Genomic DNA, 14,888 nt, shown 5'->3' with positions numbered 1-14,888 from the left:
CTAAATTAAAGCGATATAGTATAACATAACAACCCATTTTATCTACCGGCATATGACCTGATTGTGCTGCCCTGACGCCCAGGCCAATGAAATAGCCGGTAGCCGACGTTAGGGAATGGTGAAGAAATAAACTGTGACAGCGCTCTGATTTTTTTGAGGATTAATCCTAGAAATCAATAAATTTATTTTGCTGCCTTGAAATCTTGTATATGCTGGCGAACGTTCCCGTCGCGAGAGACCTCAGTGAAGCCGAAAATCATACTTCTTATGGCCGCGCTCATATTAGCGGGTTGTGCCAAGCAACCCCCCCCGCGGACGATAAGCCTGGTGACCAGCACACCGATGACAATGCTGCCCGTTCCGGCGCCCAAAAGCGGCACCTATGGCGACTATATTCATGATTCCGCCAGCGTTTATGGCGTGGATGAAAACCTGGTGAAAGCCATTATCCAGGTTGAATCCGGTTTTAACCCTTCCGCCGTCAGCCGGTCCAACGCCATAGGCCTGATGCAGCTTAAAGCGGAAACCGCCGGGCGCGATGCCTACCGGTTCAAGGGCCGCTACGGCCAGCCCAGCGCGTATGAATTAAAAGATCCGGCGATTAATATCGATTTGGGCACCGCTTACCTTGGCATATTGCAGCGACAGCTCTCCGGCATATCCAACCCGCAGACGCTGCGCTACGCCCTGACAGTGGCTTATGTCAACGGCGCAGGGGCTTTGCTGCGTTCCTTCTCCAGCGATCGCGGGCGGGCCATCGCCATGATCAACGACATGACGCCTGATCAATTCTACCGGCATGTGCAGACGCGGCATCCGGCGCCCCAGGCGACACGCTATCTCTGGAAAGTGAACAACGCCTATCTGGCAATGCGTTAAGACGACTCCACCCTTTTCATCCCGATCGGCCATGGCTTTGACCATGGCCGAATCCGTTTCGGGCCGGCCTGGGGCACCAGGGGAATGGCTTATATCACAAATGGTCACCAAGGCAAACATCGTGGTGTTGATTAAAGGTTTTATTTGCGTGGGGTGCCGGTCTGGGAGTGTTGACCGAACAGCGGAATATCTTCCCCGGCGATGTACTTTTTGCGAAGAATGGCCGAAATTTTATCCATGGCCATGACAATCGCCACCAGGATCAGGGTGATAAACATCACCACGTCCCAATTCCACAACCGCATATTTTCCGCATATACCAGGCCGACCCCGCCCGCGCCGACAAATCCCAGCACCGCCGCGGAGCGGGTGTTGGATTCAATCTGATACAGGCTCAGCGCCAGAAAAACCGGAAATGACTGGGTGAAGATGCCATAACGGTGTTTTTGCAGACTATTGGCCCCCAAAGCGGTCAACCCGCGGCCGGGAGACTTATCCACCGCTTCGTGGCCTTCGGCAAACAGTTTGCCCAGCAGCCCGACGTCTTGCATAAATATCGCCAGTACGCCGGCCAGCGGCCCCATCCCCAGCGCGCGCACAAATACCATGCCCCAGATGGCCATATCCACCCCGCGAAAAATATCCAGCAGACGCCGTACCACGATGGCCACCAGCCGCAGCGGCGGCGACACCATGACATTGCGCGCCGCCAGGAACGATATCGCCAGGGCGACAACGGTCGCGGTCAGTGTGCCCACCCAGACAATGGCCAGGGTAATGAAAATCTGCTGCAGATAGTAGCCGAACGGCCATTGGGCGAAATCGTGCCAGACAAACATGCGTAAAAAATAGTGGCCAATCTGCTGGCAGCCGTTCATCAGGCGCGGCCAAGGGATGCCGTACTGATAAAAGAAAAAGACGTAATAAATAATTATCGCCGCGCCGACCAAAGCCAGCTTGAGCACGTCCTTTTTTTGCTGGGCGAAAATGTGCCGATTTTGCTGCTTGATTTCCCGTATCGCCTGCAGCGACAGCGTATCGGTAAACATCAGTTGTTCCCCTCGACGACCCATTTGCGCAATTTGCCGGAAAGGTAATCCAGCGCCGAAACCACCAGCACAATCAACAGCAGAGTCATACTGACCTGATCATAATGATCGAGCTTGATATTAATCATCAGTTCCTGGCCGATGCCACCCGCGCCCACCAGTCCCAGGATGGTGGACAGCCGGAAATTCACTTCTAGCCGCATAAAGCTATAGGATAAAAAGACCGGTTTCACCTGCGGCCAAAGCCCGAAACGCATGCAGGATATCCGCCCGGCGCCGCAGGCGGCCAGGCCGCGAACAGGTTTATCCGAAGCGGTTTCCACCGCTTCGTAAAACAGCTTGGTCAAGCTGCCGACGGTATGCAGCGCCAGCGTGAGGAAGCCGGGGAACGTGCCGATACCGAACGCCATGACAAACATTACCGCCCAGGCCAGTTCGGGCATGGTGCGCAGGAACGCCACCAGCGTACGTATGGACCAGCGCAGATAAAACGGGCTTCGGGTATTATTCGCCGCCAAAAACGCCAGCACGGTGGCCGCCAGCACGGATAGAATGGTGGAGGCCAGCGCCATATGCAGCGTGTCCCAGATCAAGGGCAGCTGGATGGGCAGCCGATAGCCCCAATACGCCAGCGAGCCGGCGGTATGCACATTGCCGAACAGCTGTTGCCAGTGCAGTATCGGTACGGTCTGTACCAGATAATCGAAAAAGTGCGGCATGGCGGTCCATACCGTATGCAAATTGAATTCGGCGATGTTGCCGGCGGCCAGATACAGCGCCACCAGGGTCAATGACCATAGCAGGGTGTCGCGTTTTTGCTTGCGCCGCACCTGATGGTAATAGTGGTTGAAATCGGTATTCAATATGCGTCACCGGTAAAATGCCGGTCCCAGACAAAGGGACCGGCTGGGCTGTTGGCAAAGAGCCGGACCCGAACATGGATTAGCGATTCTGCGTCAGTGCTTTTTTCAGGTCGATAATGTTCTGGAATTCGGCGATAGAGGTGGGCTCGATATGCTGAGTACCGCCCACGGCCTTGACGAAACAGGCGTGATCTTCTTTGTCCAGCTGTTTGATGGTGTCAACCACCTTGGCTTTGAAATCCGCCGGTAAAGAATGACGCACCAGGATCGGACCGTTGGGGATCATCGGCGATTGCCAGATAATGCGAATCTGTTTCATCAAATCCGGATGGTCCATTCTGATCAAACGGCCGAAAGCGCCGGTGTTATAGCCTTTATTGTAATCCCCGGTCATGGAAGTCCAGGTCACGGCCCCTTCGAACTGGCCGTTCAGCACGCCGAGAATATCCTGTTCATGGCCGCCGGAAAAGGTCACGCTGGAGAAGGTATTGTTATATTTATTATCCGTATTGCCACCGAACTGTTTCTTGAACACGAAATCCGGGATCAGGTAGCCCGAGGTGGAATCCGGGTCGGCGAAACCGAAGGATTTGCCTTTCAGGTCATCCAGTTTTTTATAGGGACTGTCGGCTTTCACGACCACCACGGAATAATAGCCGCGGGATTGGTCGGTATCATCCACCACTATCCCCACCAGGTCGACGGCATCAGGTTTATTCAGATAAACCGACGCATAGGACGACGGGGACATACTCAATACCATATCGACTTTGTCTCCCAATAAACCCTGGATTACGCCGGCATAGTCGGAAGAATTACGCAATTTGGTATCGACGTGTAATTTTTTATCAAAAAATTCTTTTACGCAGAGGTTATCGCCAATTTGCTGTGTGGCGTTTTGCCCGCCTAAAATGCCCAGGTTAAGCTCTTTCGGCGCATCGGCCGCCGCCACGTTGAACATGATGGTGGAGCCGACCACAAGGGCAGCCAGAGAAGATATTTTTTTCATTAAATAGCCTTTATGTTTAAAGAGAGAGAATAGTTCGCTGATACAATAAATTAACCCTGATTACCACCCGAAATGCATTCTTCCAAAGCCATGATTGTATTTTAAAATCCATCAATGTAACTGTTCTTTTTCGTCGCCATATAAACGATGCAATATTCCGTCAGTTAATAATGAGGGATGATTATCGAAAATAATCTGTCCCTGGGCGATGCCGATAACCCGGCTGCAATACTCTTTAACCAATTCCACGGAATGCAAATTCACCACGACTGCAATATTCCTTTCGGCAACGCTTTGCAGGGCGTCCATAATCCGACGGGTATTTTTCGGATCGAGGGAAGCTACCGGTTCATCCGCCAGCAGAATTTTCGGGTTTTGCATTAACACCCGGCAAATGGCTACCCGCTGCATCTGTCCGCCGGAAAGATTTTCCGCCCGCTGCAAGGCATGGGGTAAAATATTTAGCCACTGCAGTAATTCAATGGCCCTGGCGCGATCGCTGTCGGTGAAAATCTTGAAAAAGGATTTGAACGTCGACGTGTGGCTCAGGCGTCCCAATAATACATTCGTTAAAACATCGAGACGCGGAACCAGGCAAAAGTCTTGGAAAATCATACCGCATTGCGCTCGCCAGCGCCGCATTTGCCGTGGAGTCAGGCGTGCGATATCCAGAATATCCCCCTCCTGGCGATAATGCAGCAATTCACCGCTGGACGAAGGGATAGTGCCGTTCAATACATGCAACAGCGTCGATTTGCCGGCGCCGGATCGGCCGATAACCGCCACAAATTCACCGGCATAGAGATTGAAATTGATATCAGACAGGACCGGCTGCTGGGATTTGTAATGTTTATATAATCCTTTACCGCCAGTACTTGCTGTTGCCGCGTCGGCTGTTGGCCGGGAATGGGTGTCTGCGCAAGCTTGAGGAGTGGCTGGGCCATATTATTTCTCCGGAGGTCAGCGATATGGTTGGTATTAACGGATTAAATTATGACAACTTAATGATGATAAGATGACCTGCCGGTGACATAATAATGACTTGATCCAGCCGGCGATAAAAATTATTGTATTAATTTACGTTTTTCCGGGATGAAAATTTAACAAAATCACGGTAAGTATGCAACAGGAAAGTCTTTTATTCTTGCCTGCTAATAACCCCCTTCCCTAGACCCCGATGAGACATCATTCAAACGCAATTAATCATTAATAAAATCCGAGAGACTTTGATTGTTTCTCCGAATTTTCTTTTATCTTTAATACTATTACCAGAAAATAAATTCGCCCGCTTAAAGAGTTCATGATTCCGTCATATTCCATTAACCCGGCTGTCATTTAGCGTCTGCATGATAAATCCCATTCCACGGCAAGGTGTGCATTATGTCGGCATTGAACCCGAGAACATCTGGCTTGCCCCTTTTAATAAACCTGAATGATCCGGTCAGCGGAGATTTTAATTATGCTGCACTTGTCTAGACATCCGACCAGTTATCCTACCCGCTACGAGCAAATCGCCGCGCTGCTTGAGCAGGAGTTGCGCTCCCATTACCGCTGCGGCGACTATCTGCCGTCCGAGCAGCAGTTGGCGCAACGGTATGAGGTTAATCGCCATACCCTGCGCCGGGCAGTGGATCAGTTGGTGGATCGCGGCTGGCTGCAGCGCCGGCAGGGCATCGGCACCCTGGTGCTGATGCGGCCTTATGATTATCCCCTGCATGCCCGCGCCCACTTCAGCCAGAACCTGCTGGATCAGGGCAGCCACCCCACCAGCGAACTGCTGCTGGCGGTGCTGCGTCCCGCCAGCGGTTCCATCGCCGCCGCGCTGAGCTGCGAAGAGGGGCAAAACGTTATACACCTGCGCACCCTGCGGCGGGTGAATAACGTGCCGCTGAGCGTCATCGATCACTATCTGCCGGATCTGCTCTGGTGGCCGGCGCTGCAACGGTTTCGCAGCGGTTCGCTGCACGATTTTATCCGGCAGGAATTACACCAGCCATTGGTGCGCCGCCAGACGCGCATCAGCGCCCGCCGCGCACAGGCCAAAGAGAGCCAGTTGCTGGAAGCGGCCAACCAAACTCCGTTGTTGTGCGTTCGCACCCTCAACACCTGCGCCGGCGGCGACAAGGTGGCGGAATACTCCGTCACCCTGACGCGCGCCGATATGATTGAACTGACCATGGAGCACTGAATGCATACCTTAGAGGCCAGACAACGCTGGATGTCGGTTTTGGCGTCCAGTCCCGCCGCCCTGCTGCGGGACCATTGGCAGGGAATGGATCTGCATCCCGCCTATCGCGCCGTCCGGGCGCCGGAAATCGGGCTCACCCAGCTACAGGCCCGTATGGGCGCCACCGGCCGCCGCTTTGTGCTGGGGGATATGACCGTCACCCGGGCGGTTGTTCAGCTGGATAACGGTACCTATGGCTACGGCTATATCGCCGGACGCGACAAGGCCCACGCCGACCTGTGCGCGCTGATTGACGCCCTGATGCAGCAAACAGAGTATCGGGAGCGTTTGCAGTCACAGCTGATCGAGCCGCTGGCCGCACGGCGACGGGAACAGCAACAGCTGCGCGCCCGCGCCGTCGCCGCCAGTCGGGTGGATTTCTTTACTCTGGTAAGGGGGGACAGCTAATGACGCTTCTTGCCGGCTTTACCCATCCCGTTTTCCAGGCGCAGCGGTCGTTCAGGCTGCTGCTCAAAGCGCTGAGCGAACCGGGCCACCGTATTACCCTCGACGATTGTCCCCGCTGGGACGCCGTCGTTCCCGCCGCCGCCGGCGTGCTGCTGACCCTGGCTGACGGTGAAACGCCTTTATATATCACGCCGTCATTGTGCAGCGACAGCGTGCAGGCCACGCTGCGTTTTCATACCGGCGCTCCGCTGGTGCAGGCGCTGACGGGCACCGGCTTTGCGCTGTTCGATGACCGGATTACCGGGCCGGATTTGCGGGCCTTGCCCTGTGGCGATGAAACCTCGCCCGAGTCGGGAGCCACGGTGCTTGTGCAGGTGGCCTCCCTGGATGAGGGAACGCCGCTGCGCCTTAGGGGACCGGGTATCAAGGAACGGCGCGATATCGCCCCGGCGCTGCCCGCGGCGGTAAAGGACTATTTATTGACCCCGTCCCGGCGTTTTCCCTTGGGCCTTGATTTTATCCTGCTGTGCGACGACCAGTTGCTGGCAATCCCGCGAACCACCCACGTGGAGGTGTGCTGATGTATGTCGCAGTGAAAGGGGGCGAGAAGGCCATTGATGCCGCCCATCAATTACAGGAGCATCTGCGCCGCGGGGATAGCGCTTTGCCGGCCATCGATTGCGAACAGATCGATCAACAGCTGGGCCTGGCGGTGGATCGGGTCATGACCGAAGGGGGCATTTACGACCGGCAGTTGGCGTCCCTGGCGATAAAGCAGGCCGGCGGCGATCTGGTGGAGGCGATTTTTCTGCTGCGCGCCTACCGTACCACCCTGCCGCGCCTGGGGGTCAGCGAACCGCTGTGCACCGAAACCATGCGCCTTGAGCGTCGGATCTCGGCGGTTTACAAAGATTTGCCCGGCGGTCAGGTACTGGGCCCCACCTATGATTATACCCACCGCCTGCTGGATTTTGCCCTGCTGGCGGAGGGGGAAGCGCCCACGGCGCCCCAGGCGGACGATCCGCTGCCGGAAAGCTGCGCCCACGTATTCGATTTGCTGAACCGGGAAGGACTGGCGCGGGCCGAGCAGGACGACGGCAGCGAACCGGATGACATCACCCGCCATCCGCCCGTGTATCCCGGCTCCCGTTCGGCGCGGCTGCAGCGGCTGGTGCGCGGCGATGAGGGATTCCTGTTGGCCCTGGGCTATTCGTCCCAGCGCGGTTACGGCCGCAGCCATCCGTTTGCCGGCGAGATCCGCAGCGGCTATCTCAGCGTGCAATGGGTGCCGGAAGAGCTGGGTTTCGCCGTTGAGGTGGGTGAAATCCTGCTGACCGAATGCGAAATGGTCAACGGTTTTGTCGACCCGTGCGATGAACCGCCCCACTTCACCCGGGGCTACGGTCTGGTGTTCGGCCGCGCCGAACGCAAGGCCATGTCCATGGCGCTGGTGGACCGCGCCCTGCAGGCCGGGGATTACGACGAACCCGTCGCCAGCCCGGCCCAGGATGAAGAGTTTGTACTGGCCCATGCCGACAATGTCGAAGCATCGGGTTTCGTCTCCCACCTGAAATTGCCCCATTACGTGGATTTTCAGGCGGAGCTGGAGCTGCTTAAACGCCTGCGCCGGGAATACGCCGCCGAAGGGGAAACCATGAGTGATATTTTGACCGGCTACAATCCGGGTTATCTGGATGAACAGACCAAACGCAGGATTCGCCGCGCTATTTTAAAGGGCGTGGCGATCCCCGGTTATCAGGTGCCGTTCGGCGGCCGCGAAATCCCGATGCCTTATGGCGGGGGCACCGGGCGGTATCCAGGTAACCGCCAGCATCATCGGCACGACCGATGTGCTTAAGGTCATCGACCAAGGGGCGGACGACACCACCAACGCGGTCTCCATCCGTCGCTTCTTTCAGCGGGTAGCCGGCGCGGCCACCACCGAACGCACCGTGGAGGCCACCATTATCCAGACCCGCCACCGCATCCCGGAAACGCCGCTGGCGGAAGATCAAATCCTGGTTTACCAGGTGCCGAATCCCGAACCCCTGCGTTTTATCGAGCCCAGGGAGACCGAGACCCGCAAAATGCACGCCCTGGAAGAGTATGGCGTGATGCAGGTGAAGCTGTACGAGGATATCGCCCGCTACGGCCACATCGCCACTACCTACGCCTATCCGGTAAAGGTCAACGGCCGTTATGTCATGGACCCGTCGCCGATCCCGAAATTCGACAATCCGAAGATGCATATGATGCCGGCGCTGCAGCTGTTCGGCGCCGGACGGGAAAAACGCATCTATGCCCTGCCGCCGTTTACCCAGGTGGAAAGCCTGGATTTTGACGACCATCCCTTTACCGTCCAGCAGTGGGACGAGCCCTGCGCTATTTGCGGCTCCCGCCACAGCTACCTGGACGAAGTGGTACTGGACGACCTGGGCAACCGGATGTTCATTTGCTCGGATACCGACTATTGCCGGCAGCAACTGGCGTTATCCCAACCCCCACATGAGGCGTCCCGCTGATGAATGTTGCAACCCTTTCTTCAACGCCGCTGCTGTCGGTGGAAAACCTGACCTATTTTTATACCCCCGGCAAGGGCTTCGGCAATGTCTCCTTCGAGATTTACCCCGGTGAAGTGCTTGGCATCGTCGGCGAATCCGGCTCCGGCAAAACCACCCTGCTGAAAGCCATTTCCGCCCGACTGGCGCCCCAGGAAGGGCGGATTATCTACCGCCCCGGCGCCGGCGAGGAGCACGATCTTTACCGGATGGCCGAGAGCGATCGCCGCCGCCTGCTGCGTACCGACTGGGGCGTAGTGCACCAAAATCCCCTCGACGGGCTGCGGGCGCGGGTATCCGCCGGCGGGAATATCGGCGAACGGCTCATGGCGGTGGGGGAACGTCATTACGGCGACATCCGCCGCCAGGCCGGACAATGGCTCACCGACGTGGAAATTCCCCTGGCGCGCCTGGACGATGTTCCCACCACCTTTTCCGGCGGAATGCAGCAGCGGCTGCAAATCGCCCGCAATCTGGTGACCCACCCGAAGCTGGTGTTCATGGACGAACCCACCGGCGGGCTTGACGTATCGGTGCAGGCAAGGCTGCTGGATCTGCTGCGCGGCCTGGTGGTGGAGATGCAGCTGGCGGCGGTGATCGTGACCCACGATCTCGGCGTGGCGCGCTTATTGGCCCACCGGCTGCTGGTAATGAAGCACGGGGAAGTGGTGGAAAGCGGTCTGACCGATCGGGTGCTGGACGATCCCCATCATCCTTATACCCAACTGCTGGTGTCGTCCATTTTGTCCTGAACGAGAGAATTTATGCAAAATTTACCAGACAACGCGCTATTACAAGTGGAACACCTGAGCAAAACCTTTGTGCTGCATAACCAGGACAGCGTACGCCTGCAGGTGCTGGAGGATGCCAATCTGACGGTCAGCGCCGGGGAGTGCCTGGTGCTGAACGGCCATTCCGGCAGCGGTAAATCCACCCTGCTGCGATCGCTGTACGCGAACTATCTGCCCGACAGCGGCCATATCTGGCTACGGCATCAGGACCAGTGGCTGGATATGGTACCCGCCGACGCCCGGCAGATTATGGCGGTACGCCGCCATACCCTCGGCTGGGTAAGCCAGTTTTTACGGGTCATTCCGCGTATCAGCGCCCTGCAGGTAGTCATGCAGCCCCTGCTGGAGCTGGGTATCGATGAGAGCATCTGCCGCGAGCGGGCCGAGGGGCTGCTGGCCCTTCTCAACGTGCCGCGGCGGCTCTGGCCTCTGGCGCCGTCGACCTTTTCCGGTGGGGAACAGCAACGGGTCAATATCGCCCGCGGTTTTATCGTCGACTACCCGGTGCTGTTGCTGGACGAACCCACCGCCTCCCTGGACAACCGCAACAGCGCGGCGGTGGTGGGCCTGATTGAACGTGCCAAACAGCGCGGCGCCGCCATCGTCGGCATCTTTCACGACGACGGGGTGCGGGCGCGGGTAGCCGACCGTTTATATGCCATGCAGCCTCCCCATGGGTTGGAGATGTCAAAATGATCATCAATAACGTTAAGCTGGTGTTGGAAAACGAGGTGGTGGAGGGCGCCATCGAGACGGAAGACGGTATTATCCGCCGCATCGGCGAGAGCCACAGCCGGCTGCCGCAGGCCCTGGACGGCGAAGGAGGCTGGCTGCTGCCCGGTCTCATCGAGCTGCATACCGACAACCTGGATAAATATTTCAATCCGCGGCCGAAGGTGGACTGGCCGTCCCATTCCGCCATGAGCAGCCATGATGCGCTGATGATAGCCAACGGCATCACCACGGTGCTGGATGCGGTGGCGGTGGGTGATGTCCGCGAAGGCGGCCACCGGCTGGGCAACCTGCAAAAAATGATCGATGCGGTTATCAACAGCCAGCAGGCGGGGCGCAACCGCGCCGAACACCGGCTGCATCTGCGCTGCGAGCTGCCCCATCACAGCACCCTGCCGCTGTTCGAGCAATTGGTGGATAAACCCGGCGTGTCCATGGTCTCGCTGATGGACCATTCGCCGGGTCAGCGCCAGTTCGCCTCTCTGGAGAAGTACCGCGAATATTACCAGGGCAAATATCACTTCACTCCGGGTCAGATGGCTGCGTTCGAAGAGGAGCAAATCGGCCTGGCGCAGCGCTGGTCGGCGCCCAACCGCACGGCCATTGCCGCACACTGCCGCCGGCGCGACATTGCCCTGGCCAGCCATGATGACGCCACCGAAGAACACGTTGCGGAATCCGCCGTCCTGGGCGCGGCCATTGCCGAATTTCCCACCACGGAAGCCGCCGCCGCGGCTTCTCGCCGCCACGGTCTGCAGGTCCTGATGGGCGCGCCGAATATCGTGCGGGGAGGATCCCATTCCGGCAATGTGGCGGCCCACTACCTGGCGACGCTCGGCATGCTGGATATCCTCTCCTCCGATTATTACCCCGCCAGCCTGATGGATGCCGTGTTTCGCATTGCCCATGACGAGAGCAACATCTACACCCTGCCGCAGGCGGCGAAAATGGTCACGTTAAATCCGGCGCGCGCCCTGGGGCTTACCGACCGCGGACTGATCGCCGAAGGCAAGCGCGGGGATCTGGTCTTGGTCAATCGCCACGACGGCCATATCTATGTGAAAAATGTCTGGCGTCAGGGTCGGCAGGTGTACTGATGAGCCGCCTTATTTATCTTATGGGCCCGTCGGGATCCGGCAAAGACAGCCTGCTGGCGGCGATGCGCGGCCAGCCGGTGCCGTCCCTGCTGGTCTCCCATCGCTACATTACCCGTCCCCCCGGCGACGGCAGCGAGAACCACATTGCCCTGAGCGAAAGCGAGTTCATGCAGCGCCGGGACGCGGGGCTGTTCGCGCTGCACTGGCAGGCGCACCGCTACTATTACGGCCTGGGCATCGAAATCGATCTATGGCTACTGCGGGACAGCCATGTGGTGGTAAATGGTTCCCGCGCCCATCTGGCCCAGGCGCAGCAACGCTACAAAGAGCGCCTGCTGCCGGTCTGCCTGCGGGTCTCGCCGGCCAACCTGCGGCAGCGGCTGCGCCAGCGGGGACGGGAAACCCCCAAGGAGATTACCGACCGGCTGGCCCGGGCGGCTGAATACCAGCAGTCTTTGCCGGACCGCTGCGTCTGGCTTGATAACAACGGTCCCATCGCCGACACCGTGACGGCTTTTTTGGCCCTGATAAAACCGCCACAGGAATCATTATGAATATCGAAGCGCAACCCAAGATAGGCAATAACGTGACGTTGAACCAGGCCCGGTTGGGCCAGTACGTTCATTTGGGGGACGACGCCATACTGGAGGAGGTGGAGATGGGGGATTACTCCTACACCGCCGGCCATAACCAGATCAACTATGCCACCATCGGCAAATTCGTTTCCATCGCCACCTATGTCCGGATCAATCCCGGCAACCACCCCACCTACCAGCGTATCGCCCAGCACCACTTTACCTACCGCGGTTCGGACTATGACCTGGGAGCGGACGACGAGGCCATCTTTGACTGGCGCCGCGCCCAGCACGTCACCATCGGCCATGATGTCTGGATAGGCCATAACGCGGTGATCATGCCGGGCGTCACCATCGGCAACGGCGCGGTGGTGGGCAGCGCGGCGGTGGTGACCAAGGATGTCGCCCCGTACGCCATTGTCGCCGGCGTGGCGGCGAAACACATCGGCAGCCGGTTCTCCGATGCCCTGATCGAACGTATCGAGCGCAGCCAATGGTGGCATTGGGATCACGAGACCCTGCGGGAACGGATGGCGGATTTTCGCGATATGGAAAAATTCATCGCCCGCTACCTTTGATATAACGCCGGGGCCGACAAAAGTTAGCTGACAGAGGGGATAAAAAGAGCTAGGATTATGCTCAAATGAGCAAATAAGACGGTTCAACGGACAACATCAACATAATTATAAACTGCCGGCCCTCCGCGGGGTCGGCCTGTGTCCTTTGCGCCGGGAGATCTTTTGATGCCCCTTCTTCCCCTACAGAAAATCCAGGCGATTACCGTTGCGCGCGCCTATTTTATCGACCGAAAGACCAAAAGCCAGATTGCCGATGAAATGGCCATCTCGCGCTTTCGCGTGGCGCGCATCCTTGATAACGCCATCGAGCGGGGTCTGGTGAAATTTGTCATCGCCGAGCAGGAAGAGATAGACATTGCCCTGTCCCAGCAATTGACCAAAAAATTCGGCCTCAATCAAGCGGTGGTGCTGGCCGGGCCGGATCTGCCCGCCAGCGCCCTTACCCAGCAGCTGGGTATTCTCGGCGCGGCGGCGGTGGAGGAATTGCTCATGCCCGGCATGAGCGTCGGCGTAGCCTCCGGACGAGTCCTGTCGGCGGTGGCCGACGCCCTGACCCATTTGCCGGTGTTGGATGTGGTACAGGCCGCCGGCGCGCAGCCCGGCATGGAATTCTCCCATAACTCCATCGAACTTATCCATCGCATCGCCACTATCAGCGGCGGCAAGGCGCACCCGATTTATATCCCCATGTGGGTGGACAACGAGGAAACCGCGCGCAACCTGCTGCGGGAACCCAGCGTGGCGGCGGTGCATGAGCGTTATAATCATCTGGATGTACTGATAACCGGCATCGGCTCCTGGAATCCGCCGGCATCATGCATGTTCACCACCTTCCCGGACGACTGGCGCCGGCAGGTATTGGCCGCCGGCGTCTGCGCCGATATCTGCACTACCATTGTGGACAAGCGCGGCCGGGTAGTACCCTCGCCGCTGGATAGGCTCAGCCTGTCCATGAGAGATGAACAGGTGCGTAATGTGCCGGAAGTCGTGGCCATTGCCGGCGGCCAGGAAAAATACGTCGCCATTGCGGCGAGCCTGATCGGAAAATGGGTCACCACGCTTATCACCGATGCCGGGACGGCACGTTATCTGTTGGCCCTGGACCCGATGACCTTGTCATAGCGCGTTTTCGTGCCGGGGGATGATTTCCCCCTACCCCCTTGAGCAACTCCACCCAATAAATTTTATCCCCCAGCGTAAATAAGACCTCCCTGCCGGCCTAGCGGTGCAAGCGGCGTTTTATATAGCTTCGCCGGTGAAAACCGGACATCGGTGTGCTCTTTTTTAACACGCTCATTTGAGCGATGCCAAAAAAGGCAATGGCAAAAAAAATCAGACCTGTTTCACTGTTTTATCTGTCCGGCAACGCCCGAATGACGAAAAATGTGATTGATATCGGATAAATAACAGTCAGCAATTGCAGGCATATTTGAATAACGTAATTTATCTAATATATCAATCGAGCGGAGTGAATGCACATATGAGCAATCGAGACTTTTTTGATGCCGCCGGCGTGGCGGCGCAGGTGACCGAATCCGACATCCAGGCGGTGGCAGCCATTAAAAGCCTCTTTGACCAGCCGGTATTTGATCGCGTCACCGCTTTGTTGGCTGCCTGCAACGGCAAGGTGTTAGTGACCGGCAGCGGTACCAGCGGTTCGGTGGCGCGGCGGGCCGCGCATTTACTCTCCGTCAGCGGCACGCCGGCGTTCTTTCTCTCCCCCGGCGACGGTTTACACGGCGGTTTGGGCGCGCTGACGACGGAGGATATTATTCTGGCCTTCTCCAAAGGCGGCAGTTCGGAAGAATTGAACGATTTTTGTCGGCGCGGACGGACCCTGGCCAGTCATCTGGTGGTCATCACGGCAAACCCCACCTCGCCCCTGAGCCAAATGGCGGACATGGTGCTGTCGATTCCGCTGGCGAAAGACTGCGATTTGGGAGGGGTAATCGCCACCGGCTGTACGCTGGCGTTTTCAGCGCTGACGGATGTCCTGGTGGAGATTGTCCGGCGCCTGCGCGGCTATGAGTGGGAATCCTTTTTTTTCACCCACCCCGCCGGCGCGGTAGGCCAACAGGCGGTGGACAGCCTCAAGCGTTTGCAAAAAAGCGGACAGAGGTAG

General features: G+C 57.8%; 14 protein-coding genes and 3 pseudogenes. 13 read left to right on the top strand and 4 right to left on the bottom strand.

The genetic code is table 11. The features are described 5' to 3' along the window. Window positions 1-267 precede the first annotated feature (267 nt). Complete coding sequence (locus tag GTU79_RS09790; protein WP_203523113.1) at window positions 268-879, top strand: transglycosylase SLT domain-containing protein; 612 nt, start codon at window positions 268-270, stop codon at window positions 877-879. A 140-nt stretch (window positions 880-1,019) separates the two neighbouring features. Here GTU79_RS09790 and phnE (GTU79_RS09785) read toward each other — a convergent pair whose 3' ends face one another. The 4 genes and pseudogenes from phnE (GTU79_RS09785) to phnC form a co-directional block, all read right to left on the bottom strand. Next, window positions 1,020-1,928, bottom strand: a complete 909-nt coding sequence (gene phnE / locus GTU79_RS09785; protein ID WP_203522066.1) for a phosphonate ABC transporter, permease protein PhnE — start codon at window positions 1,926-1,928, stop codon at window positions 1,020-1,022. Beyond that, on the bottom strand, window positions 1,928-2,791 hold the full coding sequence (phnE, locus tag GTU79_RS09780; RefSeq protein ID WP_132922388.1) for a phosphonate ABC transporter, permease protein PhnE: 864 nt from the start codon (window positions 2,789-2,791) through the stop codon (window positions 1,928-1,930). The genes phnE (GTU79_RS09785) and phnE (GTU79_RS09780) overlap by 1 nt, the downstream gene beginning before the upstream one ends. A 79-nt stretch (window positions 2,792-2,870) precedes the next feature. After that, complete coding sequence (phnD, locus tag GTU79_RS09775) at window positions 2,871-3,800, bottom strand: phosphonate ABC transporter substrate-binding protein (protein WP_132922389.1); 930 nt, start codon at window positions 3,798-3,800, stop codon at window positions 2,871-2,873. A 111-nt stretch (window positions 3,801-3,911) separates the two neighbouring features. Further along, window positions 3,912-4,744 (bottom strand): annotated as a pseudogene (phnC, locus tag GTU79_RS09770) (phosphonate ABC transporter ATP-binding protein). 515 nt (window positions 4,745-5,259) lie between these two features. On the opposite strand from phnC, the gene phnF reads away from it, so the two are divergent. The 12 genes and pseudogenes from phnF to GTU79_RS09710 all read left to right on the top strand — a co-directional run bounded on the left by phnF (window position 5,260) and on the right by GTU79_RS09710 (window position 14,888). Then, window positions 5,260-5,988 (top strand): phosphonate metabolism transcriptional regulator PhnF, encoded by a 729-nt coding sequence (phnF, locus tag GTU79_RS09765; RefSeq protein WP_203522067.1) that lies wholly within the window; start codon window positions 5,260-5,262, stop codon window positions 5,986-5,988. Next, window positions 5,989-6,435 (top strand): phosphonate C-P lyase system protein PhnG, encoded by a 447-nt coding sequence (gene phnG, locus GTU79_RS09760; RefSeq protein ID WP_203522068.1) that lies wholly within the window; start codon window positions 5,989-5,991, stop codon window positions 6,433-6,435. After that, window positions 6,435-7,016, top strand: a complete 582-nt coding sequence (phnH, locus tag GTU79_RS09755; protein ID WP_203522069.1) for a phosphonate C-P lyase system protein PhnH — start codon at window positions 6,435-6,437, stop codon at window positions 7,014-7,016. The genes phnG and phnH overlap by 1 nt, the downstream gene beginning before the upstream one ends. After that, window positions 7,016-8,092, top strand: a pseudogene (locus GTU79_RS09750) (carbon-phosphorus lyase complex subunit); the annotation flags it as partial. The gene phnH and the pseudogene GTU79_RS09750, both read left to right, overlap by 1 nt. Continuing rightward, a pseudogene (locus GTU79_RS09745) lies at window positions 8,090-8,957 on the top strand (alpha-D-ribose 1-methylphosphonate 5-phosphate C-P-lyase PhnJ). The pseudogenes GTU79_RS09750 and GTU79_RS09745, both read left to right, overlap by 3 nt. After that, a complete protein-coding gene (gene phnK / locus GTU79_RS09740; RefSeq protein WP_132922395.1) occupies window positions 8,957-9,745 on the top strand; it encodes a phosphonate C-P lyase system protein PhnK in 789 nt (262 codons plus the stop codon). Before GTU79_RS09745 ends, phnK begins: the two are co-directional and overlap by 1 nt. 12 nt (window positions 9,746-9,757) lie before the next feature. Then, window positions 9,758-10,480 carry a phosphonate C-P lyase system protein PhnL gene (phnL, locus tag GTU79_RS09735; RefSeq protein ID WP_203522071.1) on the top strand — a complete coding sequence of 241 codons (723 nt, stop codon included), beginning with the start codon at window positions 9,758-9,760 and terminating at the stop codon, window positions 10,478-10,480. After that, window positions 10,477-11,613, top strand: a complete 1,137-nt coding sequence (gene phnM, locus GTU79_RS09730; protein WP_203522072.1) for an alpha-D-ribose 1-methylphosphonate 5-triphosphate diphosphatase — start codon at window positions 10,477-10,479, stop codon at window positions 11,611-11,613. The genes phnL and phnM overlap by 4 nt, the downstream gene beginning before the upstream one ends. Further along, window positions 11,613-12,167 (top strand): ribose 1,5-bisphosphokinase, encoded by a 555-nt coding sequence (phnN, locus tag GTU79_RS09725; RefSeq protein ID WP_203522073.1) that lies wholly within the window; start codon window positions 11,613-11,615, stop codon window positions 12,165-12,167. The genes phnM and phnN overlap by 1 nt, the downstream gene beginning before the upstream one ends. Then, window positions 12,164-12,766 carry a DapH/DapD/GlmU-related protein gene (locus GTU79_RS09720; RefSeq protein WP_203522074.1) on the top strand — a complete coding sequence of 201 codons (603 nt, stop codon included), beginning with the start codon at window positions 12,164-12,166 and terminating at the stop codon, window positions 12,764-12,766. The genes phnN and GTU79_RS09720 overlap by 4 nt, the downstream gene beginning before the upstream one ends. A gap of 165 nt (window positions 12,767-12,931) precedes the next feature. Further along, on the top strand, window positions 12,932-13,888 hold the full coding sequence (locus GTU79_RS09715; protein ID WP_203522075.1) for a sugar-binding transcriptional regulator: 957 nt from the start codon (window positions 12,932-12,934) through the stop codon (window positions 13,886-13,888). Window positions 13,889-14,246: 358 nt separating this feature from the next. Then, the gene (locus GTU79_RS09710; RefSeq protein ID WP_203522076.1) at window positions 14,247-14,888 is read left to right on the top strand and encodes an SIS domain-containing protein; all 642 of its coding nucleotides are present in this window, start codon (window positions 14,247-14,249) and stop codon (window positions 14,886-14,888) included.

It is taken from the genome of Sodalis ligni (assembly GCF_016865525.2).
In the GTDB taxonomy this organism is placed as follows: Bacteria; Pseudomonadota; Gammaproteobacteria; order Enterobacterales; family Enterobacteriaceae; genus Acerihabitans; species Acerihabitans ligni.
This window is presented reverse-complemented; position numbering and strand designations above follow the sequence as displayed.